The organism is Pseudomonas sp. H1h, assembly GCF_000633255.1.
Taxonomy (GTDB): domain Bacteria; phylum Pseudomonadota; class Gammaproteobacteria; order Pseudomonadales; family Pseudomonadaceae; genus Aquipseudomonas.
Map to the genome: position 1 here is coordinate 114,825 of NZ_AYMJ01000031.1, position 22,165 is coordinate 136,989.

At 60.7% G+C, this 22,165-nt stretch carries 17 protein-coding genes and 1 pseudogene; 10 read left to right on the forward strand and 8 right to left on the reverse strand.

Annotated features, from left to right (window positions below; genetic code table 11):
• Nucleotides 1-6: 6 nt before the first annotated feature.
• The 8 genes and pseudogenes from U862_RS31525 to gap all read right to left on the reverse strand — a co-directional run bounded on the left by U862_RS31525 (nucleotide 7) and on the right by gap (nucleotide 9,103).
• Entirely contained in the window at nucleotides 7-762 is a 756-nt protein-coding gene (locus U862_RS31525; protein WP_371260381.1) for a methyl-accepting chemotaxis protein, read from the reverse strand.
• Between the two features lie 150 nt (nucleotides 763-912).
• Nucleotides 913-2,208, reverse strand: a pseudogene (locus U862_RS31530) (chemotaxis protein); the annotation flags it as partial.
• Nucleotides 2,209-2,357: 149 nt separating this feature from the next.
• Entirely contained in the window at nucleotides 2,358-2,753 is a 396-nt protein-coding gene (locus U862_RS0124445) for a YbaN family protein (RefSeq protein WP_025112813.1), read from the reverse strand.
• A 163-nt stretch (nucleotides 2,754-2,916) separates the two neighbouring features.
• Nucleotides 2,917-3,513: a biliverdin-producing heme oxygenase gene (locus U862_RS0124450; RefSeq protein WP_025112814.1), complete on the reverse strand. Its 597-nt coding sequence runs from the start codon at nucleotides 3,511-3,513 to the stop codon at nucleotides 2,917-2,919.
• Between the two features lie 113 nt (nucleotides 3,514-3,626).
• Complete coding sequence (locus U862_RS0124455; RefSeq protein WP_025112815.1) at nucleotides 3,627-6,185, reverse strand: TonB-dependent receptor; 2,559 nt, start codon at nucleotides 6,183-6,185, stop codon at nucleotides 3,627-3,629.
• 122 nt (nucleotides 6,186-6,307) lie between these two features.
• The gene (locus U862_RS0124460) at nucleotides 6,308-7,273 is read right to left on the reverse strand and encodes a FecR domain-containing protein (protein ID WP_025112816.1); all 966 of its coding nucleotides are present in this window, start codon (nucleotides 7,271-7,273) and stop codon (nucleotides 6,308-6,310) included.
• A 109-nt stretch (nucleotides 7,274-7,382) separates the two neighbouring features.
• Complete coding sequence (locus U862_RS0124465; protein WP_025112817.1) at nucleotides 7,383-7,910, reverse strand: RNA polymerase sigma factor; 528 nt, start codon at nucleotides 7,908-7,910, stop codon at nucleotides 7,383-7,385.
• A gap of 191 nt (nucleotides 7,911-8,101) precedes the next feature.
• Complete coding sequence (gene gap, locus U862_RS0124470) at nucleotides 8,102-9,103, reverse strand: type I glyceraldehyde-3-phosphate dehydrogenase (RefSeq protein WP_025112818.1); 1,002 nt, start codon at nucleotides 9,101-9,103, stop codon at nucleotides 8,102-8,104.
• Between the two features lie 220 nt (nucleotides 9,104-9,323).
• Here gap and edd point away from each other — a divergent pair, with 220 nt between their 5' ends.
• The 10 genes from edd (at nucleotide 9,324) to U862_RS0124520 (ending at nucleotide 22,057) form a co-directional block, all read left to right on the forward strand.
• Nucleotides 9,324-11,150, forward strand: coding sequence for a phosphogluconate dehydratase (edd, locus tag U862_RS0124475; RefSeq protein WP_025112819.1), 1,827 nt, complete (start codon nucleotides 9,324-9,326; stop codon nucleotides 11,148-11,150).
• Nucleotides 11,147-12,106 (forward strand): glucokinase, encoded by a 960-nt coding sequence (locus U862_RS0124480; protein ID WP_025112820.1) that lies wholly within the window; start codon nucleotides 11,147-11,149, stop codon nucleotides 12,104-12,106. The genes edd and U862_RS0124480 overlap by 4 nt, the downstream gene beginning before the upstream one ends.
• A gap of 179 nt (nucleotides 12,107-12,285) precedes the next feature.
• Nucleotides 12,286-13,017 carry a response regulator gene (locus U862_RS0124485; RefSeq protein WP_025112821.1) on the forward strand — a complete coding sequence of 244 codons (732 nt, stop codon included), beginning with the start codon at nucleotides 12,286-12,288 and terminating at the stop codon, nucleotides 13,015-13,017.
• A complete protein-coding gene (locus U862_RS0124490) occupies nucleotides 13,007-14,476 on the forward strand; it encodes an ATP-binding protein (RefSeq protein ID WP_025112822.1) in 1,470 nt (489 codons plus the stop codon). Before U862_RS0124485 ends, U862_RS0124490 begins: the two co-directional genes overlap by 11 nt.
• Before the next feature lie 281 nt (nucleotides 14,477-14,757).
• The gene (locus U862_RS0124495) at nucleotides 14,758-16,029 is read left to right on the forward strand and encodes an AGE family epimerase/isomerase (protein ID WP_025112823.1); all 1,272 of its coding nucleotides are present in this window, start codon (nucleotides 14,758-14,760) and stop codon (nucleotides 16,027-16,029) included.
• Between the two features lie 118 nt (nucleotides 16,030-16,147).
• A complete protein-coding gene (locus U862_RS0124500) occupies nucleotides 16,148-17,449 on the forward strand; it encodes an ABC transporter substrate-binding protein (RefSeq protein WP_025112824.1) in 1,302 nt (433 codons plus the stop codon).
• A 156-nt stretch (nucleotides 17,450-17,605) separates the two neighbouring features.
• A complete protein-coding gene (locus U862_RS0124505; RefSeq protein ID WP_007917874.1) occupies nucleotides 17,606-18,514 on the forward strand; it encodes a carbohydrate ABC transporter permease in 909 nt (302 codons plus the stop codon).
• Nucleotides 18,507-19,352 (forward strand): carbohydrate ABC transporter permease, encoded by an 846-nt coding sequence (locus tag U862_RS0124510; protein WP_025112825.1) that lies wholly within the window; start codon nucleotides 18,507-18,509, stop codon nucleotides 19,350-19,352. Before U862_RS0124505 ends, U862_RS0124510 begins: the two co-directional genes overlap by 8 nt.
• A 2-nt stretch (nucleotides 19,353-19,354) precedes the next feature.
• Nucleotides 19,355-20,515 (forward strand): ABC transporter ATP-binding protein, encoded by a 1,161-nt coding sequence (locus U862_RS0124515; RefSeq protein ID WP_025112826.1) that lies wholly within the window; start codon nucleotides 19,355-19,357, stop codon nucleotides 20,513-20,515.
• A gap of 192 nt (nucleotides 20,516-20,707) precedes the next feature.
• Entirely contained in the window at nucleotides 20,708-22,057 is a 1,350-nt protein-coding gene (locus tag U862_RS0124520; protein ID WP_025112827.1) for a carbohydrate porin, read from the forward strand.
• Nucleotides 22,058-22,165: the final 108 nt, after the last annotated feature.

The following is a 22,165-nucleotide window of genomic DNA, read 5'->3' on the forward strand; positions in this document are numbered from 1 at the left end:
TGAGGTTCAGACGCGGAACTGATCCATCAGCTTCATCTGCTGGCTCGCCAAGGCATTCAGTTGGCTGCTGATCGCCGCCGACTCCGTGGCTTGCTCGGTCAACGTTTCAGTCACGGTGCGAATCGCCGAGACGTTGCGGTTGACCTCTTCGGCCACGGCGCTCTGTTGCTCGGCGGCGCTGGCGATCTGCAGGTTCATGTCGCTGATCACCGTCACCGCATCGCTGATCTTGCCCAGTGCGTCCACCGCCTGACGGATCTGCCCGGCATTGTTGTGCGCCTGGGTCTGGCTCGAATGCATGGTCGCCACCACGCCACGGGTGCCGGTCTGGATGCGCTCGATCACGATACGGATTTCTTCCACCGAATCCTGGGTGCGCTTGGCGAGGTTGCGCACTTCATCGGCCACCACCGCGAAACCACGCCCGCTCTCACCGGCCCGGGCCGCTTCGATGGCAGCGTTGAGCGCCAGCAGGTTGGTCTGTTCGGCGATGCTGCGGATCACTTCCAGCACCGAGCCGATCTGCTCGCTGTTGACCGCTAGCGCTTCGACTTCGGTCACGGCTTTGCTGACTTCATCAGCCAGTTGATTGATGTCGCGGGTGCTGCGCTCGATGATCGACATGCCGTCTCTGGCCGACTGATCGGCGCCCTTGGCAGCGTTGGCCGCGTTCGATGCGCTGTTGGCGACATCGTGGGCGGTGGCGCTCATTTCGTTGGAGGCGGTAGCAACCTGGTCGATCTCGCGGAACTGCACCTGCATGCCTTCACTGGTCTGGCGGGCGATTTCCGAAGACTGGTCGGCAGTGCCCCGTGCCTCGGTAATGCTCTGTTTGATCTGGGCAATGGTCGGTTGCAGCTTGTCGAGGAAGCGGTTGAACCAGTTCACCAGCTCGCCCAGTTCATCCTGCTTGCTGTAGTTCAGGCGTTGAGTCAGGTCACCTTCACCGCTGGCGATATTTTTCAACATGTCGGCGACGCTGTTGATCGGCCGGGTCACGCCCGACGCGGTGAGCCAGATCAGCAACAGACCGACCAGTCCCGCCACCACGGCCACCAGCAGCGCGGTGATCAAGCCGGTTTTCTGGGCGTCGTCGAGCACCGCTTGCAGTTTCACCGAGTCGGCCAGCAGCACCTGTTTCGGCAGGTCGATGACCACGCCCCAGGCCCGCGAGTTGCCAATCGGATCGACCGGGTACACGGCACGAATCAGGTCACCCTGTTCAAGGATTTTCGGTGTGCCGCTGCTGACCAGTTGCAGCAGGTCTTTGCCGTCGGCGCCGAGGGTGTCGCTGATCTTTTTGCCGACTTTGGTCGCGTCGGAACTGTCGGCCCCGAGCACACCGCTGCCGGAGACGATCAGCATGTGCCCGGCGTTGTTGAAGAGGTTGCGCTGGGAATCCACGGCCGCCGCCTGCAGGGCATCGAGGGCGATGTCGACGCCGACCACTCCGATGGCCTTGCCGTCGACGATCAGTGGCACCGAAATGGTGGTCATCAACATTTCCTTGGTGCCCACGGTGTCGGCGTACGGGTCGAGCAGGCAGGTGCGCTTGTTGTCGCGAGGGCAGGTGTACCAGCTGTTGTACGGCGTACCGCTGACGCTGAGGGTGGTCTTGGTCATGTCTTCTTCGACCATGATCGTGTTCAGCGCGGAACCGGCAGCGCGGCTCCAGTAGGTCGCAAAACGCCCGGCTTCGTTGGACTGGCGCGCAGCGTCGTTGACGAACTCGCTGTCCTTGCCATCCAGCCCGTTGGGTTCGAAGGCGAGCCAGATGCCGAGCACCTTGTCGTTGCGTTCGAATGCGGTTTTCAGGCTCTGGTTCAACTCCTCACGCAGGGCACCGGCGTCCAGCGAACGCTTGGTGGCCATCGCACGCATGTCCTTGATCTGGTCGGCCAGCGCGGTGATCACCGTCAGGCTTTCGCCAAAGGTCTTCTGCACCCGCACCGCTTGCTCGGCAGCCTTGGCCTGCAACAGGTTCTGCACACTGGCGGTGAGCATCTTGCTGCTGGAGTCGCTGACGAGTTCGTCGTTCTGGTTGGTCTGGTAAATGTTCATGCCGACGATCAGCGCGACCACACCGAGCAGGTACAGACCGGAGAGCAGGACGATTTTCAGGCGAATGGAGAGAGAGTCGAACATGGGGCGATCTCGTGAATGAATGAGCAGGTGGCCCGGGCGGAGTAACCGGTTCGCCAAATCCATTCAGCGCCATTCAATGCTCATCGGCGTCGGACGAGGGCGCATGAGGCGCTGGCCGACGAACGGTCAGCGCTAAACGTTTGCGCAGGGGATTGTGCTGAAAAGGCGATTAATTACAGGGAAGTTTCAGCCTGATGAATGGCTGATGGTGTTCAGGAAGGGGGCGGCAAGGCTTCCGGGCGCGACCAGATCCACAGATTGCCCAGGGTCATGCCGGCAATCGCCAGGTACACTGGCCAGCCGTGATCGAGCATCACCAGCATCAACGTCGCGCACAGCAACATGCTGACTGTGGCGCTGACCTTGGCCTTGCGCGCGATGATCTTGCCGTTGCGCCAGTTGCTCAGGATCGGCCCGAACAGCCGATGGTTTTCCAGCCAGGCACTCAGGCGTGGCGAGCTGCGGGTCGCGGCCCAGGCGGCGAGCAGGATGAACTCGGTGGTCGGCAGACCGGGCACGACGATGGCAATCAGGCCGATGCCGAGGCTGACGTAGGCCAGGAGGCCGAACAGCAGACGGGCGAGTTTGGAGGAGGCTGGTTGCGGCATGGGTTCAGCGGTGGCTTCTGAAGCGGAATCGGGATCTTACAGGTTGTTGCAGTTCCCATGTGGGAGCGAGCCTGCTCGCGAAGGCGGTGGATCAGTCACATAGATGTTGAATGTGCTGCCGTCTTCGCGAGCAGGCTCGCTCCCACAATGGATACATGTTGCTTCAGGCAAGTTCGGCTTCGGTGGCGTAAGCCTGTTCCAGCAGCACGGTGAAGCGGTTGAATGCATCCAGCGCCCCTTGCTCGACTTCGGCTTCCTCTTCGGCCGTGAATTGCAGCGAGTCGAGGGTGCGCACGAAGCTTTTCCAGCCTTCGGCACGACCGCCCTCGGGCTCGCCCAGGTGCCGCGCACCGAAGGTTTCGCTCAGCTCCAGCGCCACGGCACGTTTGATCAGGAACGCTGCGCCGAGTTTGGAACCCTCGGAGACGAAGATCCAGCCCAAGGCACGGGCCTTGCTCGGGTTTTTCAGCGCACCGGCCACCGGTGCCGGGATGTCGGTGTGCAGATCCGCCAGGTCAGCCTTGGCCGCTTCAGCACGGCAACGGGCCGGCAGGTCAGGGACGATGGCGGTCAGTTCGGCGTTGTTGTAGAGATCAACCAGCTCCGATTGGAACAGATATTGCGCGACGACGAAGCGCGCAAAACTGGCACGGGTTTCGAACGGCGCGTGGGCCTTGACCAGTGCGTCGAGCTTGCTGTGCGGCTCGTGGGTGATCTGGTTCAGGCGTTGTGAACGCAGGGCTTTTTCCGAAGTGGTCATGAGATGTCCTTGATAAAAGAGGCGCTTGATAACGAGACGAACGGGCAAGTGCCGGACAGTAAAAAAAGCCCCGCGACACGCTGATCAATGCGCGCGTCGCAGGGCCGTCCGGATCAGATGTCCCAGACCAGATTGATCGCGAAATTGCGGCCCGGTTGGGTCAGGCGATCGAGGTTGGCCGGTTGCGTCACCGAGGCTTCGCCGACGCTGTCGTAACCGCGCACGTCATCCCATTGCCAGTACTTTTTGTCTGTCAGGTTGTAGAGGCCGGCATTGACGGTCACGTCGTCGGTGACTTTGTAGAAACCGGCCAGGTCGAGCACACCATATCCCGGTGTCTTGAACTGGGTGCTGGTGCCGTCCGGTGTCTTGAACATGGTGCTGTCGACACGATCCTTGCGCTTGACCAGCGTCCAGCTCAGCAGCGCACCGTATTTGTCCTGGTCATAACCGAGACCGAACACGCCGGTCAGCGGATTGACGCTGTTCAGTGGCTGACCGCTGTCGTCGTTGCGGCCATACAAGTACGCCATCGAGCCTTGGGTGTAGAGGCCGGTCGGCGCGCCAAAGGTGTCGAGGTTCAGGCGACCTTTGAGCTCAACACCTTTGATGGTGGCGTGTTTGATGTTGTTGCTCTGGAACGTGGTCTCGGTGTAACCGGGGGTGATGGCGTTCTCATCGATGAAGTCACGGTACTTGTTGTAGAACACCGCGACGTCGAACGTCCCCGCTTCAAATTGACCACGCAGCCCGGTTTCATAGCTTTTGCTTTTTTCCGGTTCAAGGTTCGGGTTCGGTGCGACCTGGTAGCCGCCTGCGAGGTTTTCAAATCGACCGTACAAGGCCTTGGCGGTTGGCGTGCGGAAGCCTTCGGCGTACTGACCGTACCAGGTGTAGTTATCGTTAAAGCTGTAGGTCGTGCCGAACTTCGGCGACAGACGATGCCAGGTTTTCTTCTTGTCGCTGATCTGACCGTTACCGCTTTGGTCGGCAGTCGCGAGGAACTCATCGGTGATGTGCGGCTTGAGTTCGGTGTAGTCGTAACGTGCACCCGGCAGGAACGTCCAGTTCCCCCAGCTGATCTGATCCTGAGCGAACAGGCTGTAATTGTTGATGGTTGGGTCCGGGAAGTCGCTGGCCGGTTTCAGGGTGTCGGCGGCGCTTGGCGCACCGATCACGCGGCAGGCGCCGCTGACGGTCAGGCAGGTGCCGTTGCCGGTGCGCAGTCCGGTGACTTTGTCCTGCTTGATGGTCGTGCCGTAAGTCACGATGTGATCGGTGTCGGCGATGGCAAACGATTTGTCAGCCTGTGCATCGAATACCCACTGGCGATCTTTGTAATTTGTGTCGCGGTTGCGCAGCACGGTACGCGACGGTGCGTAAATCTCCTGGGTGTTCTGGTCGGTCTTGGCGATCTGGTAGTTGAGCGACCACTTGATGTTGTCGGCCAGCGCTGTGTCCAGTGAGAAGCGGTGCTCCAAGCCAAAACGCTCGCGCGTGACGGTGTCGTTGCCGGTGCGCGCCTTGTAGAAACCAAACCCGCGCCCAGCGTTGAACGGGCCACCGACGGCGCTCAACTGGTTGGTGTCGCGATCGTCTTTGTAGTGTTCGTAGGTCAGGCCGAAGCGCGCGTCGTCAGCGTAGTTCCAGCCGAGTTTGGCCAGCACGTTGGTGGTGCGCACATCTTCCGGATTGGCCTCTGTGCGGTTCAGGCCGGTGCCACCGCTTTCGCCGTAGGACTCGGTTTCATGACCGTTGCGCTGGCTCAGGTGCAGTAAACCATCGAAGTCGCCGGTGCGGCCGGCAACGGTGCCGGAGGTCAGCCAGCTGTCGTCGGCCGAGCTGTAACCGGTTTTCAGACGTGCGCCGACGTCCTGGCCAGGCTTGATGATGTCGTCCGGGTCGAGGGTGTAGTAGCTGACTGCGCCGCCAATTGCACTGCTGCCGTACAGCACCGACGCCGGGCCACGGAGAATTTCGACGCGTTTGACGATTTCTGGGTCGACGTAATTGCGGTTGGTCTGTGCGTAAGGGCCATTGAAGAAGCTGTCCGGCACTTGCACGCCGTCGACTTGGGTCAGGACGCGGTCACCGTCGATACCACGGATGTTGTAGCCGGTCAGGCCGGCACGTTGACCGGCACCACCCACCGAAACACCTGGCTCGTAACGCACCAGATCCTTGATGGTGTTGACGTTGTTGCGATCCAGATCCTCGCGGGTCTGCACGGTGACGGTGGCCGGCACGCTGTTGACCGACTGTTCCTGACGGGTGGCGCTGATGGTCACTTGATCCAGATTGAGTGTGCCGCTGTTGTTGCGCTTTTCCAGCACCACGTTGTTGTTGCTCAGCTTGCGGACGCTCAGGTTGGTCCCCACCAACAGGCGCTCCAGGGCTTTTTCCGGCGGCAGCGAACCGCGCACACCCGGCGACGACACGCCCTGACCCAGTTCTGCTGGCAAGCCGATCTGCCAGCCAGTCACGGCGGTGAAGGCATTAAGCGCTGACGCCAGCGGCTGCTGGCCGATAGAGAACGAATAATTGCCCATGCTGCGCGCCGGCTGTTCGGTGGCAGCCATCAGCGGTGCGGTGCCGGCCATCAGAATGGCGGCCGTCAGCAACGACAATACGCGGGAAGGGGAAGCAGTCTGGCGGGTAAGGCGAGAGGACATCGATAGCGCTCCGTGTCGCACGAATCTTTATAGGTGCTGATTCACGTCAGAAGATGCGAATCAATTGCATTGGCTATAACGAGACGAACGGGATTCGGCTATCGAGTAAAAATAATTCTCATTTAGTTCAGAATCACCAGTGCGGGGAATTCCTGCAAGCGCGCCGATGTGATGTGGGCGAGGGAGCGCACTACGTCCAGCGGCTGGTCGAGGCGGTAGTTGCCGGTGACGTTGACGTCGGCCAACTGCTCGTTGGTGTTGATGATCCAGCCCGGGTAGTAGCGGCGCAGTTCGGCCAGCACCTTGTCGAGCGGGCAGTTCTCGAAGATCAACCGACCTTGTACCCAGGCCAGATCCGTGGCGGTATCGAGTTTGACCGGACGATCGAAACCGTTGGGGCCGATGCGGATGCTCTCCCCGGCGGTCAAACGCACCCGCGCATCGTTGTGCGTGGCGCGCAGATCGACATCGCCGCGTTGCACGTTGACCTGCGCCACGCCGTCCAGATAACGCACGGCGAACGCAGTGTCGCGCACGCTGGCCTGTACCGGGCCAGCGTCGATTTCCAGCGGTTGAGCCCGGTTGGCGGCAATCTCGAAAAACGCTTCGCCCTGAAACAACCGTGCGACGCGCTGGCGTTCATTGATGGTGCTGGAGAATGCCGAGTTGGTGTTGAGCAACACCTTGGAGCCGTCTTCCAGTTGCAGGCGTTGGCGCTCGCCGACCACGGTCAGGTGATCGGCCTGAATGCGCATCGGCAGATTGCTGAAACTGAACAGGCCGAGGATCAATACGGCGGCGGTCGCCAGCGGCTTCCAGTGCGGGCGCAGACGTTTGAGCAAGGTTACTTTCGCAGGCTTTGCGGCGAGATTCTGCGCACATTGCACCACTTGCGGGCCATCCCAGATCGCCTGCGCCTTGGCGAACGCCTCGGCATTCAACGGATCGGCCGCCAGCCACGCGTGAAACTGCCGGGTCTGCTCATCGTCCGGACTGCCAAGCACGATGAGCCAGTCCAGAGCCTGGTCCATTGCACTGGCGGTATCCTGCGCCGTGTCGGGCGAAAGCGAGCGGTGGGTGTCCGTCACGGTGGGTCCTCGAGCTTTTGCAAAGCAGTTTCAAGTTTCACGCTACAAGCTGCAAGCTAAAGCTCGTTCCCGCGTCGAGACTTCCAGTCTTTGGCTTGCCGCTCGAAGCTCACAGCTTGCCGCTGCCGTCATGCCGTTCGGCGACACCGATGCAGATCGACATGATCAGTTTGAGTTCCTTCTGCACGGTACTGAGCGACACGTTCAGTTCGTCGGCGATTTCCTGGTAGCTGTGCCCGTGCAGGCGGCTGAGGATGAAAATCTGCTGCTGGCGTGGGCTGAGTTGACTGAGGCTCACGTTCAGGCGCTCCAGCAATTGTTCGGCGTGGGCGGCGTCTTCGGCGCTGCTGGTGGGGGCGGCGATGCTGTGCACCACGTCCTGCGGCACGTCATCGACCATGGTGCGCGAACGGATCTTGCGCGCACGCAAGTGATCCAGCGCCAGGTTGCGCGCGGTCTGGAACACAAAGGGTTCAAGGTGATCGATGGCGCGTTCGCTCAGCGCCCGCGTGACGCGCAGGTAGGTTTCCTGCAGCAGGTCTTCGGCGGTGCTGTGGTTGTTGACCATCCGCTCGATCGTGCGCAGCAGGGACGTGCGCTGAGAGAGGAAGACGTGGTTGAAGCGCGATTGACTCACGGGGTAACCTGATCCATTTCTAGCGAATGATAATGCTTATCATCTAGTCGAATGGTCAAGTGTTGATTTCAGATTGAAATCAAAAACCTGTGGGAGCGGGCTTGCTCGCGAAAGCGTCGTGTCAGGCAACAAATGTATTGACTGACCTACCGCATTCGCGAGCAGGCTCGCTCCCACATTGGGATTGGGGATTACTCCGCGTTGCACAGCGCCAGGCAGTTATCCAGCATGCGGTTGGAGAAGCCCCATTCGTTGTCGTACCAGGCCAGCACTTTCAGCAGTTTGCCGCTGGCTTTGGTGTGGTTGGCGTCGAAGATCGACGACAGCGGGTTGTGATTGAAGTCGCTGGAAACCAGCGGCAACGTGTTGTAACCCAAAATTTTCGAGTGCTGGCTGGCAGCCTTCAGCAGCGCGTTGACTTCGTCGGCCGAGGCTTCACGCTTGAGCTGCACGGTCAGGTCGACCAGCGACACATTGATCACCGGCACCCGCACGGCCATGCCGGTCAATTTGCCGGCCAGTTCCGGCAGCACCAGGCCCACTGCTTCGGCGGCACCGGTCTTGCTCGGGATCATGTTCTGCGTGGCCGAACGCGCGCGGTAAGGGTCGGTGTGGTAGACGTCGGTCAGGTTCTGGTCGTTGGTGTAGGCGTGAATGGTGGTCATCAGACCGCTTTCGATTCCCAGCTCGCGATGCAGCACCTGCGCCACGGGCGCCAGGCAGTTGGTGGTGCACGAAGCGTTGGAGATGATCTGGTGCGACTGGCGCAGAATGTCGTGGTTTACACCATAAACGACGGTGGCGTCCGCGCCTTTGGCCGGTGCCGAGATGATGACTTTGCGCGCGCCGGCAGTAATATGCGCGGCCGCCTTGGCGCGGTCGGTAAACAGACCGGTGCATTCGAACACCACATCAATCTTTTCCGCAGCCCATGGCAGTTCGGCCGGGTTGCGGATGGCGCTGACCGAAATGCGGTCGCCATTGACCGTCAGGCTTTCGTTGTCATGGGCCACTTCGGCGTCGAATGTGCCGTGAACGGTGTCGTATTTGAGCAGATGGGCGTTGATGGCGCTGTCGCCCAGGTCGTTGATGGCGACGATCTGCAAATCCTGTCGATAGCCTTGGGTATACAGTGCGCGCAGGACATTACGGCCGATGCGGCCAAAACCATTGATTGCGATTCGAAGAGTCATTGAACAGCGCCGCCGTCGTTTTGTTGTTGGAATTACAAGATTATTCGCATAAAAATAGAAAACAAGCCTTTTTAGTGGCAATATTTTGTTTTATCTACAACGAGTGACCTGAATCAACTGGTCCGAATGGTCAAAAAAGCCGTCTGTCATTCCAACAACAACGGCGTTTGATCAGCATAGACAATCAGGTCGCCACATCCGTTAGCCTGGAGTTCTACACATGCATCCCCGCGTTCTTGAGGTCACCGAACGGCTTATCGCCCGCAGCCGCGCCACGCGTCAGGCTTACCTTGCACTGATTCGCGGCGCCGCCACTGACGGGCCGATGCGCGGCAAGCTGCAATGCGCCAACTTCGCCCACGGCGTGGCCGGGTGTGGCAGCGAAGACAAGCACAGCCTGCGGATGATGAACTCGGCGAACATCGCCATTGTTTCTTCCTATAACGACATGCTTTCGGCGCACCAGCCGTACGAAGTGTTCCCTGAACAGATCAAGAACGCCCTGCGCGAAATCGGCTCGGTCGGCCAGTTCGCTGGTGGTACGCCAGCGATGTGCGATGGCGTGACCCAGGGCGAGCCGGGCATGGAGCTGAGCCTGCCAAGCCGTGAAGTGATCGCCATGTCCACGGCGGTGGCGCTGTCGCACAACATGTTCGACGGTGCGCTGATGCTCGGCATCTGCGACAAGATCGTGCCGGGCCTGATGATGGGCTCGCTGCGCTTCGGTCATCTGCCGACGATTTTCGTCCCGGGCGGGCCAATGGTCTCGGGGATTTCCAACAAGGAAAAAGCCGACGTGCGGCAGAAGTACGCCGAAGGCAAGGCGACCCGCGAAGAGCTGCTGGAATCGGAAATGAAGTCCTACCACAGCCCGGGCACCTGCACCTTCTACGGCACCGCCAACACCAACCAGTTGCTGATGGAAGTCATGGGCCTGCACTTGCCGGGCGCGTCTTTCGTCAACCCGAACACCCCGCTGCGTGAGGCCCTGACCCGCGAAGCCGCGCATCAGGTCACGCGCCTGACCAAGCAGAACGGCAATTTCATGCCGATCGGCGAAATCGTCGACGAGAAGGCGCTGGTCAACTCGATCGTTGCGTTGCACGCCACCGGCGGTTCGACCAACCACACCCTGCACATGCCGGCCATCGCCATGGCGGCGGGCATTCAATTGACCTGGCAGGACATGGCCGACCTGTCCGAAGTCGTGCCGACCCTGAGCCACGTCTACCCGAACGGCAAGGCCGACATCAACCACTTCCAGGCGGCGGGCGGCATGTCGTTCCTGATCCGCGAACTGCTCGAAGCGGGCCTGCTGCACGAAGACGTCAACACCGTGCTCGGCCATGGCCTGAGCCGTTACACCAAAGAACCGTTCCTCGATAACGGTGAGCTGGTGTGGCGCGAAGGCCCGATCGAAAGCCTCGACGAAAATATCCTGCGTCCGGTCGCCCGAGCGTTCTCGGCCGAGGGTGGTCTGCGGGTGATGGAAGGCAATCTCGGACGTGGCGTGATGAAAGTCTCTGCCGTTGCGCTGGAAAACCAGATTGTCGAAGCACCGGCCATGGTGTTCCAGGATCAGCAGGATCTGGCCGATGCGTTCAAGGCTGGTTTGCTGGAGAAGGATTTCGTTGCGGTGATGCGCTTCCAGGGCCCGCGTTCCAACGGCATGCCCGAGCTGCACAAGATGACGCCGTTCCTCGGCGTGCTGCAGGATCGCGGCTTCAAAGTCGCGCTGGTCACCGACGGGCGCATGTCCGGCGCGTCGGGGAAAATCCCGGCGGCGATTCACGTCAGCCCTGAAGCTTATGTCGGCGGCGCTTTGGCGCGGGTGCAAGAGGGCGATATCATCCGCGTCGATGGCGTCAAAGGCACTTTGGAACTCAAGGTCGACGCCGCCGAATTTGCAGCGCGCGAACCCGCCAAAGGCCTGTTGGGCAACAACATCGGCAGCGGTCGCGAACTGTTTGGCTTCATGCGTTTGGCCTTCAGCTCGGCGGAGCAGGGCGCCAGCGCCTTCACTTCTGCCCTGGAGACGCTTAATTGAAACTGGCTTTGGTCGGTGATATCGGAGGCACCAACGCGCGGTTCGCGTTGTGGAAAAACCAGCAACTGGAATCGGTTCAAGTGCTGGCCACGGCCGACCACGCCAGCCCGGAAGAGGCGATCAGCCTGTACCTGAGCGGCCTCGGTCTGGCGCCGGGGTCGATCGGTTCGGTGTGCCTGTCGGTGGCGGGGCCGGTGAGTGGTGATGAATTCAAGTTCACCAACAATCACTGGCGCCTGAGCCGCACGGCGTTCTGCAAGACCTTGCAGGTCGAGCAACTGCTGCTGATCAACGACTTCTCGGCGATGGCGCTGGGCATGACCCGCTTGCAGCCCGGCGAATTTCGTGTGGTCTGCGAAGGCACGCCGGAGCCATTGCGTCCGGCGGTGGTGATCGGCCCGGGCACTGGCCTGGGCGTCGGCACGTTGCTCGATCTGGGCGAAGGCAGGTTTGCCGCATTGCCGGGGGAGGGCGGCCACGTCGATCTGCCGCTGAGCAGTCCGCGAGAAACCCAACTCTGGCAGCACATCCACAACGAAATCGGCCACGTCAGCGCGGAAACCGCGTTGAGCGGAGGTGGATTGCCACGGGTTTACCGGGCGATCTGTGCGGTGGATGGTCATGAACCCAAACTCGACACTCCAGAATCGATCACCGCAGCGGGCCTCGCTGGTGACCCGATTGCGCTGGAAGTGCTGGAGCAGTTCTGCTGCTGGCTTGGCCGCGTGGCTGGCAACAACGTGCTGACCACTGGTGGGCGTGGCGGGGTGTACATCGTTGGCGGGGTGATTCCACGCTTTGCCGACTTCTTCCTCGAAAGCGGTTTTGCCCGCAGCTTCGCTGACAAGGGCTGCATGAGTGATTACTTCAAGGGCATTCCGGTGTGGCTGGTGACGGCGCCGTATTCCGGGCTTGTCGGTGCCGGTGTGGCGCTGGAACAATCAATCCCTGCCTGAAACACGATCAAAATTGTGGGAGCGGGCTTGCTCGCGAATGCGGTGTATCAGAGACATTCAAGGTGACTGACACAGCGCTTTCGCGAGCAAGCCCGCTCCCACAGTGGTTCTGTGGTGTTTGCAAGTTCGATGCTTAAGGCATAATCCGCCCCAATTCCAACAACAAGGATGCCTTCGAAGTGAGCTCAGTCAACAAGTCGATATTGTTGGTCGATGACGACCAGGAAATACGCGAGTTGCTGGAAACCTACCTTACCCGTGCCGGGTTTCAGGTACGGGCCACGGCCGATGGCGCCAGTTTCCGCCAGGCACTCAACGAGGCGCCCAGCGATCTGGTGATCCTCGATGTGATGCTTCCCGACGAGGACGGCTTCAGCCTGTGCCGCTGGGTGCGCCAGCATCCGCGTCAGGCGCAGGTGCCGATCATCATGCTCACCGCCAGTTCCGACGAGGCCGACCGGGTGATCGGTCTGGAGCTCGGCGCTGACGATTACCTCGGCAAACCTTTCAGCCCCCGCGAACTGCAGGCGCGGATCAAGGCGTTGCTGCGTCGTGCGCAGTTCGGTCAGGAGCGCAGCGGCAGTGAGGTGCTGGCCTTCGACGAGTGGCGGCTGGACATGGTCAGCCATCGGCTGTTTCACACCGACGGCGAGGAAGTGATTCTCTCCGGCGCCGACTTCGCCTTGCTCAAACTGTTTCTCGATCACCCGCAGGAAATCCTCGACCGCGACACCATCGGCAACGCCACCCGTGGCCGTGACCTGATGCCGCTGGATCGCATCGTCGACATGGCGGTCAGCCGCTTGCGCCAGCGCCTGCGCGACACGGAAAAACCGCCACGCCTGATCCGCACCGTGCGCGGCAGTGGCTACCAACTGGCAGCCAATGTGGTTGCCGGCAATGGTCACTGAGTCCCTGCGTCGGCTCGCCAGCAGGGTGCCGGTACCGCGTTCGCTGCTCGGACGAATGCTGCTGCTGACCTTGTTGGCGGTGCTGTTTGCGCAGACGCTGTCGAGCGTGATCTGGGTTTCGCAACTGCGCGCGACCCAGCTCGAAGGCCTGGTCACCAGCGCCCGCAGCCTCGCTCATTCGATGACCGCCAGCGTCAGTTATTTCCGTTCGCTGCCGGTGGCGTACCGCCCGCTGGTGCTCGACCAGTTGCGCAGCATGGGCGGCACCCGTTTCGTGGTGACGCTCAACGACAAACCACTGGGCATGGACGTGCTGCCCGTCACACCGCGCAAGGCCGCTGTGATGCAAGCAGTGGACGAAGTGCTGCGCCAGTCGCTCGGCCATGACACCGACATCTCGGTCAGTTTCGTCAGCCCCGAGGATCTGCGGATCTTCAACGCCGGGCTGAAACTCGACGAACTGCCGCGCTCCTGGGCCCATTACGCGCTGACCCTGGAGCCGGTGAATCCGCCGGTACTGGTCACGCAGATCCAGATGGCGCCGGGAGAATGGCTGTACATCGCGTCGCTGTTGCCTGAGCCCTACACCAGTCTTGAAGAACAAGGCCTGCCGGCGCAGCAGGTGTGGTTCATCGTCCTCACCAGCGGCTTTTTGCTGTTGTTCATCGGTCTGCTGGTGCACTGGCAGAGCCGACCGCTCAAGCGTCTGGCGCGAGCGGCGCGGGATCTGTCGCTGGGGGCCGATGTCGAGCCGGTGGCCGAGGGCGGCGGCAGTGAAGTGGTGGAAGTGGGCCGTGCCTTCAACACCATGCGCGAGCGCATCAGCCGTTACCTGACCGAACGCAGCCAGTTGTTCAGTGCGATTTCCCATGATCTGCGCACGCCGATCACCCGCCTGCGCTTGCGCGTCGAACTGCTGGAGGATGAGCAACTGCAAGCCAAGTTCGGCCGCGATCTGGATGAGCTTGAGTTGCTGGTCAAAGGTGCGCTGCAGTGCGTGAAAGACACCGACATCCACGAGAACATCGAGCCGGTGGACCTGAACCATGTGCTCGACTGTCTGGTGGAGCCGTATCTGGCACCCAACGGCAATGGCCGCGTGACCCAGCAAGGCAAGGCGCTGGCGGCGTATCCGGGCAAGCCTTTGGCGTTGAAGCGTTGCATCGGCAACCTGATCGACAACGCGTTGAAATACGGGCAGAACGCTCATCTGCACATCGACGACGACGAGCGCGCGTTTGTCCTGCACGTCGACGATGAAGGCCCGGGTGTGCCGGAGCAACGACTGGAGCAGGTGTTCGAGCCGCACTTTCGCTTGGCGGGGCAGCAGCAGGGGTATGGTCTGGGGTTGGGGATTGCACGCAACATCGCTCACAGTCATGGCGGCGAGGTGACGCTGCAGAATCTGCGTGAGGGTGGGTTGAGGGTGACGTTGCAGTTGCCGCGCAGTGTTGATTAGTCAGACCGCGTTATCGTTCTTCGCGAGCAGGCTCGCTCCCACGGGTGATTGTGTTCCATCTGGAGGAATGCGATCGAATGTGGGAGCAAGCCTGCGCCCACAGGTGATGGCGCTCCATCTGGAGGAACGCGGTCAATGTGGGAGCGAGCCTGCTCGCGAAGGCGCCAGCCGATACACCATAAATGTCACGGACTGGTGACAAAACCCGCCCCCTTCGTTACATGACCACCCCGGCCCGTTGTTTAGACTCCCCGCAGTCATAACAACAAAAAAGGCCACCCATGGATCTTTTTCACCCAGGCTTCAGCAGTTGGCTGAACGCCCCTGCCCACCAGCAATGGCTCGCCGACGAAGGTCTGCGCCTGCTGGCATTCGCCAGGAACTCCAGACTGCCCGAAGGTTTCGGCAACCTCGACGAGCGCGGCCGTTTGCCTGCGCACGCGCACGCCGAAACCATGAACACCGCGCGCATGACCCACAGCTTCGCCATGGCCCATATTCAGGGGCTGCCGGGGTTCGCCGAACTGGTCGATCACGGCATCGCGGCCCTGCGCGGCCCGTTGCGTGATGCGCTGCATGGCGGCTGGTTTGCGGTCGCCGAACACCGCGATGGCAACACCGGCAAGAATGCTTATCTGCATGCCTTCGTGGCGTTGGCAGCCAGCTCTGCGGTGGTCGCGCAACGTCCCGGGGCGCAAGCGTTGCTGGATGACGCCATCGACATCATCGACACTTATTTCTGGTGCGAAGAAGAGGGCGCCATGCGCGAATTCTTCAACCGCGACTGGCGCGAAGAAGAAGCCTATCGCGGCGCCAACAGCAACATGCACGCCACCGAAGCGTTCCTTGCGCTGGCGGACGTCACTGAAGATCCACGCTGGCTGGTGCGCGCGCAACGCATCGTCGAACGGGTGATTCACGGTCACGCCGCTGCCAACGGATTCATGGTCATCGAACACTTCGACCGTGACTGGCAACCGCTGCGCGAGTACAACCACGACAATCCGGCCGACGGCTTCCGTCCTTACGGCACCACGCCGGGCCACGGTTTCGAGTGGGCGCGGCTGTTGCTGCACCTTGAAGCGGCGCGGGTCCAGGCCGGCATGCTCACCCCCGGTTGGCTTGCAACCGATGCGCAGAAACTCTTCGAGCAGAACTGCCGCCACGGCTGGGACGTCGATGGCGCACCGGGGATCGTCTACACCCTGGACTGGGACAACAAAGCCGTGGTGCGCCATCGCCTGCACTGGACACATGCCGAGGCCAGCGCCGCTGCAAGTGCCTTGCTCAAGCGCACCGGCGATGCGCAATACGAAACCTGGTACCGGCTGTTCTGGGAATTCTGCGAAAGCCATTTCATCGACCGTTGCGACGGCAGCTGGCACCACGAACTCAACCCGCAAAACATGCCAAGCGCCGATATCTGGGCGGGCAAACCCGATCTCTACCACGCGTGGCAGGCGGTGCTGATTCCTCGTCTACCCTTGTCACCCAGTATGGCCACTGCGCTGGCGCAGTCGTCCCAGAGCGCTGTCCTGCACCGGCATGTGTAACCATGTGGTGACATTTGCGCGTCCCTTCGTTACCTGCGAAGGGAATCGCCCTGTTTAAACTCCTGTGCAGCGCAAGCACCAGACTTGCATGCATAACAACAAGAAAGGTACATCTCAGATGAATGCGATTTCTCGCCTCGCTACTGTCATTTCTGTCGCCTCCCTGTTCCCGCTCGCAATTCTGCCTCTCAGTGTTTCCGCTGCCGAATCCAAAGGTTCGGTCGAAGTCGTGCACTGGTGGACGTCCGGGGGCGAAAAAGCCGCCGTTGATGTGCTCAAGGCCCAAGTCGAAAAAGACGGTTTCACCTGGAAAGACGGCGCTGTCGCCGGCGGTGGCGGTGCAACTGCCATGACTGTGCTGAAAAGCCGCGCCGTGGCCGGTAACCCGCCAGGCGTCGCCCAGATCAAAGGCCCGGACATCCAGGAATGGGCGTCCACCGGTCTGCTCGACACCGACGTGCTGAAAGACGTCGCCAAGTCGGAAAAGTGGGACAGCCTGCTCGACAAGAAAGTCTCCGATACCGTGAAGTACGACGGTGATTACGTGGCCGTGCCGGTGAACATTCACCGCGTGAACTGGCTGTGGATCAACCCGGAAGTCTTCAAGAAAGCCGGTATCACCAAGAACCCGACCACCCTCGAAGAATTCTACGCCGCCGGCGACAAGCTCAAGGCTGCGGGCTTCATCCCGCTGGCCCACGGCGGTCAACCCTGGCAGGACAGCACCGTGTTCGAAGCCGTGGTGCTCTCGGTCATGGGAGTTGATGGCTACAAGAAAGCCCTGGTCGATCTGGACAACAAGGCGCTGACCGGCCCGGAAATGGTCAAGGCCCTGACCGAACTGAAGAAAGTCGCAACCTACATGGACCAGGACGGCAAAGGCCAGGACTGGAACCTGGAAGCGGCGAAAGTCATCAACGGCAAGGCCGGCATGCAGATCATGGGTGACTGGGCCAAGTCCGAATGGACCGCCGCCAAGAAAGTCGCCGGCAAGGACTACGAGTGCATAGCGTTCCCGGGCACCGATAAGGCGTTCACCTACAACATCGACTCCCTTGCTGTGTTCAAGCAGAAGGACGCGGGCACCGCGGCCGGTCAGCAGGACATCGCCAAAGTGGTGCTGGGTGAAAACTTCCAGAAAGTCTTCAGCATCAACAAAGGCTCGATCCCGGTTCGCAACGACATGTTGAACAACATGGACAAGCTCGGCTTCGATTCCTGCGCCCAGACCGCTGCCAAGGACTTCCTGGCGGACGCCAAGTCCGGCGGCCTGCAGCCAAGCATGGCGCACAACATGGCGACCACGCTGGCCGTGCAGGGCGCGTTCTTTGATGTCGTGACCAACTACATCAACGACCCGAAAGCCGACCCGGCCGATGCTGCGAAGAAACTCGGCGCAGCGGTGCAGTCAGCCAAGTAACCGTCAGTAGCGCAGGCCCCTCCCTGTGGGAGCGGGCTTGCTCGCGAAGGCGTCGTGTCAGTTGCTCCATCCGTCGACTGACACACCGATTTCGCGAGCAAGCCCGCTCCCACAAGGGAACTCACCGTAGTTTTATTCCCTGTACTGGATTTTCCCATGAGTTCTGTTGCTGTGTTCAGCAAGGCCTCGCCGTTCGATGCGCTGCAGCGCTGGCTACCGAAACTGGTGCTGGCGCCGAGCATGTTCATCGTGCTGGTGGGCTTCTATGGCTACATCCTGTGGACGTTCGTGCTGTCGTTCACCACCTCGACCTTCCTGCCGAACTACAAGTGGGCGGGGCTGGCGCAATACGCACGGCTGTTCGACAACGACCGCTGGTGGGTGGCGAGCAAGAACCTCGCGGTGTTCGGTGGCATGTTCATCGGCATCACCCTGGTGATCGGCGTGCTGCTGGCGGTGTTCCTCGACCAGCGCATCCGTCGCGAAGGCTTTATCCGCACCATTTACCTGTACCCGATGGCGCTCTCGATGATCGTCACCGGTACCGCGTGGAAATGGCTGCTCAACCCGGGCATGGGCCTGGACAAATTATTGCGTGACTGGGGCTGGGAAGGTTTCCGTCTCGACTGGCTGATCGACCCTGATCGCGTGGTCTATTGCCTGGTGATCGCCGCTGTGTGGCAAGCCTCGGGCTTCATCATGGCGATGTTCCTTGCCGGCCTGCGTGGCGTTGATCAATCGATCATCCGTGCGGCGCAGATCGATGGCGCGAGCATGCCGACCATCTACTGGAAAGTGGTGCTGCCAAGCCTGCGTCCGGTGTTCTTCAGTGCGGTAATGATCCTGGCGCACATCGCGATCAAGAGCTTCGACCTGGTCGCGGCGATGACCGCCGGTGGTCCGGGTTATTCCTCCGACCTGCCAGCGATGTTCATGTATTCCTTTACCTTCAGTCGCGGTCAGATGGGCATGGGCTCGGCCAGTGCAATTCTGATGCTCGGTGCGATCCTCGCGATCATCGTGCCTTACCTGTATTCCGAGCTGAGGACCAAGCGCAATGACTAGTCTCGCTGCCAAACCTGCCTTCAGCCTGAGCCGCGTGGCGATCTACGCGGTGCTGATCCTCGCGGTATTGCTGTACCTGATCCCGCTGGTGGTGATGCTGCTGACAAGCTTCAAGACCCCGGAAGACATCAGCACCGGCAACCTGCTGAGCTGGCCGACCGTGGTCAGCGGCATCGGCTGGGTCAAGGCCTGGGCCACGGTCGACGGTTACTTCTGGAACTCGATCAAGATCACCGTTCCTGCGGTCATCATCTCCACCGCCATCGGTGCGTTGAACGGTTACGTGCTGTCGTTCTGGCGCTTCCGTGGTTCGCAGTTGTTCTTCGGTCTGCTGTTGTTCGGCTGCTTCCTGCCATTCCAGACCGTGTTGCTGCCGGCGTCGTTTACCCTCGGCAAGATGGGCCTGGCAAGCACCACCACTGGCCTGGTGTTTGTCCACGTGGTTTACGGTCTGGCGTTTACTACGCTGTTCTTCCGTAACTACTACGTGAGCATTCCTGATGCACTGGTCAAAGCTGCACGTCTGGATGGCGCGGGTTTCTTCACGATTTTCCGCCGCATCATTCTGCCGATGTCGACCCCGATCATCATGGTCTGCCTGATCTGGCAGTTCACCCAGATCTGGAACGACTTCCTGTTTGGTGTGGTGTTCTCCAGCGGTGATTCGCAGCCGATTACGGTCGCGCTGAACAACCTGGTCAACACCAGCACCGGCGCCAAGGAATACAACGTTGATATGGCAGCGGCGATGATCGCCGGGCTGCCGACCCTGCTGGTCTATGTGGTCGCAGGCAAGTATTTCGTGCGCGGGCTGACGGCCGGCGCAGTCAAGGGGTAATCATGGCAACGCTCGAACTTCGCAACGTAAACAAGACCTACGGTGCCGGCCTGCCGGACACCCTGAAGAACATCGAACTGTCGATCAAGGACGGTGAGTTCCTGATCCTGGTCGGTCCGTCGGGCTGCGGCAAGTCGACCCTGATGAACTGCATCGCCGGCCTCGAAACCATCACTGGCGGCGCGATCATGATCGGCGATCAGGACGTCAGCGGCATGAGCCCGAAGGATCGCGACATCGCCATGGTGTTCCAGTCCTACGCGCTGTACCCGACCATGAGCGTGCGCGAGAACATCGAGTTCGGTCTGAAGATCCGCAAGATGCCGCAGTCGGCGATCGACGAAGAAGTCGCGCGCGTGGCCAAGCTGCTGCAGATCGAACACCTGCTCAACCGCAAGCCGGGCCAGCTCTCCGGTGGTCAGCAACAGCGTGTGGCGATGGGCCGTGCGCTGGCGCGGCGGCCGAAGATCTACCTGTTCGACGAACCGCTGTCCAACCTCGACGCCAAGCTGCGCGTCGAGATGCGCACCGAAATGAAGCTGATGCACCAGCGTCTGAAAACCACCACCGTTTACGTGACCCACGACCAGATCGAAGCGATGACCCTGGGCGACAAAGTGGCGGTGATGAAGGACGGGATCATTCAGCAATTCGGTACACCGAAAGAAATCTACAACGACCCGGCCAACCTGTTCGTGGCGAGCTTCATCGGTTCGCCGCCGATGAACTTCATCCCGCTGCGCCTGCAACGCAAGGACGGTCGCCTGCTGGCGCTGCTCGACAGCGGCCAGGCGCGTTGCGAGTTGCCGATGAGCATGCAGGACGCCGGGCTGGAAGATCGCGAAGTGATCCTCGGCCTGCGCCCGGAGCAGATCGTCCTGGCGAATGGCGAGGGCAATGGCCTGCCGAGCATCAAGGCCGAGGTGCAGGTCACCGAGCCGACCGGTCCGGACACCCTGGTGTTCGTCAACCTGAATGAAACCAAGGTCTGCTGCCGTCTGGCACCGGACGTGGCACCGCAGGTGGGCGAGACCCTGACACTGCAGTTCGATCCGTCGAAAGTGTTGTTGTTTGATGCCAAGACTGGCGAGCGTCTGGGCGTTGCGGGCCAGGCGCAAACCGAAGCGCGGTCGGCGAACGTGGCGCAATTCAAGGGCCGCTGAAGAACAAGGTGGGAGCAGGCTTGCTCGCGAAAGCGGAGTGCCAGGCAATACATATGTCGACTGACATGACGCCTTCGCGAGCAAGCCCGCTCCCACAGGGGAAAAGTGGTGTTCGGCCTGTCGTTCACCGCACTTTTATGTAAACCACGTTGGAAAAAAACAGTTAATAACAATAAAGACGAGGATGTAGGGATGAAAAAGAAACACGTCAATGCCCGGTTGATCTGCCAAGTGTCAGCTGCGGCGGCATTGGTGCTGGCCGGCAATGCAATGGCTGCCGATGCATTCAGTTCCGATTCGAAATGGATGACTGGCGACTGGGGTGGCGAGCGTACCAAGCTGATCGAGCAAGGTATCGACATCAAAGCTGATTACGTCGGGGAAATGGGCGCCAACCTGCATGGCGGCTATAACGACGACAAGACCGGCCGCTACAGCGACCAGTTCGGTCTGGGCGTGGCACTGGACCTGCAAAAACTCTGGGGCTGGGACAACACTCAGGCCAAGATCCAGCTGACCAACCGTAACGGTCAAAACATCTCCAACGACCGTGTTGGCGATCCGCGTGCCGGCACCTTGTCGTCGTCGCAGGAAGTCTACGGTCGTGGCCACATGGTGCGTCTGACCCAGTTGTGGATTCAGCACCAGTTCTTCGACAACAAGCTCGACGTGAAGGCCGGTTACTTCGGCGAAGGCGAAGACTTCAATACCTTCCCGTGCGAATTCCAGAACCTGGCGTTCTGCGGCTCGCAAGTGGGTAACTGGGCGACCAACATCTGGTACAACTGGCCTGTCAGCCAGGCCGCGATCCGCGTGAAGTACAACATCAACGACGAGCTCTACGCACAAATCGGCGCGTACAACCAGAACCCGTCGCAACTGGAACACGGCAACGGTTTCAAACTCAGCGGCAGCGGCACCGCCGGTACTGTGTTGCCGGTCGAGCTGGTCTGGTCGCCTAAGGTCAACAGCCTGCCGGGCGAATACCGTGTCGGTTACTACAAGAGCACCGCTGACGCCAATGACGTGCGTGAAGACGCCAACGGCAACGACGCTGCGACCACCGGTGATGCCTACCGCGTACACAACAGCAAGCACGGTTACTGGTTCGTCGCGCAACAGCAACTCACCAGCCACAACGGTGATGCGACTCGCGGTCTGAACATTGCCGCCAACGCGACCTTCCACGACAAGGACACCAACTTCATCGACAACTACCAGTCGCTGATGTTTGTCTACAAAGGCCCGTTCGACGCTCGTCCGAAGGATGACGTTGGCATCGGTGCGGCGCGTATCCACGTCAACGATGATGTGAAGAAAAACGCCGAGCTGCTGAATGCTTCCAACGGTGTTTCGGACTACGACAATCCGGTGTTCTCGCCAATTCGTGATACTGAATACAACTACGAGATCAACTACGGCTTCCACGTCACCAACTGGCTGACGGTGCGTCCTAACCTGCAATACATCACCCATCCGGGCGGTGTTGATGCGGTGGACAACGCTTTGGTCGCTGGCCTGAAAATTCAGTCGGTGTTCTAACGCGTCTGCGATAAGCTCCTCTCTATGTGCGCATATTTGCGGACGGCCAAGGCTGTCCGCTTTTTTTTGGGGACAGGCGCCCCCCTGTGAAAGACGAGTTCAGGACCG

What these genes read in the sequence shown, in the direction of transcription:
- U862_RS0124450 (WP_025112814.1), bottom strand. Translation starts at nt 3,513, where the DNA reads ATGACCACTTCGGAAAAAGCCCTGCGTTCACAACGCCTGAACCAGATC.
- U862_RS0124520 (WP_025112827.1), top strand. Translation starts at nt 20,708, where the DNA reads ATGAAAAAGAAACACGTCAATGCCCGGTTGATCTGCCAAGTGTCAGCT.
- U862_RS0124510 (WP_025112825.1), top strand. Translation starts at nt 18,507, where the DNA reads ATGACTAGTCTCGCTGCCAAACCTGCCTTCAGCCTGAGCCGCGTGGCG.
- U862_RS0124490 (WP_025112822.1), top strand. Translation starts at nt 13,007, where the DNA reads ATGGTCACTGAGTCCCTGCGTCGGCTCGCCAGCAGGGTGCCGGTACCG.
- U862_RS0124505 (WP_007917874.1), top strand. Translation starts at nt 17,606, where the DNA reads ATGAGTTCTGTTGCTGTGTTCAGCAAGGCCTCGCCGTTCGATGCGCTG.
- U862_RS0124455 (WP_025112815.1), bottom strand. Translation starts at nt 6,185, where the DNA reads ATGTCCTCTCGCCTTACCCGCCAGACTGCTTCCCCTTCCCGCGTATTG.
- gap (WP_025112818.1), bottom strand. Translation starts at nt 9,103, where the DNA reads ATGACTCTTCGAATCGCAATCAATGGTTTTGGCCGCATCGGCCGTAAT.
- edd (WP_025112819.1), top strand. Translation starts at nt 9,324, where the DNA reads ATGCATCCCCGCGTTCTTGAGGTCACCGAACGGCTTATCGCCCGCAGC.
- U862_RS0124500 (WP_025112824.1), top strand. Translation starts at nt 16,148, where the DNA reads ATGAATGCGATTTCTCGCCTCGCTACTGTCATTTCTGTCGCCTCCCTG.
- U862_RS0124445 (WP_025112813.1), bottom strand. Translation starts at nt 2,753, where the DNA reads ATGCCGCAACCAGCCTCCTCCAAACTCGCCCGTCTGCTGTTCGGCCTC.
- U862_RS31525 (WP_371260381.1), bottom strand. Translation starts at nt 762, where the DNA reads ATGCAGGTGCAGTTCCGCGAGATCGACCAGGTTGCTACCGCCTCCAAC.
- U862_RS0124495 (WP_025112823.1), top strand. Translation starts at nt 14,758, where the DNA reads ATGGATCTTTTTCACCCAGGCTTCAGCAGTTGGCTGAACGCCCCTGCC.
- U862_RS0124515 (WP_025112826.1), top strand. Translation starts at nt 19,355, where the DNA reads ATGGCAACGCTCGAACTTCGCAACGTAAACAAGACCTACGGTGCCGGC.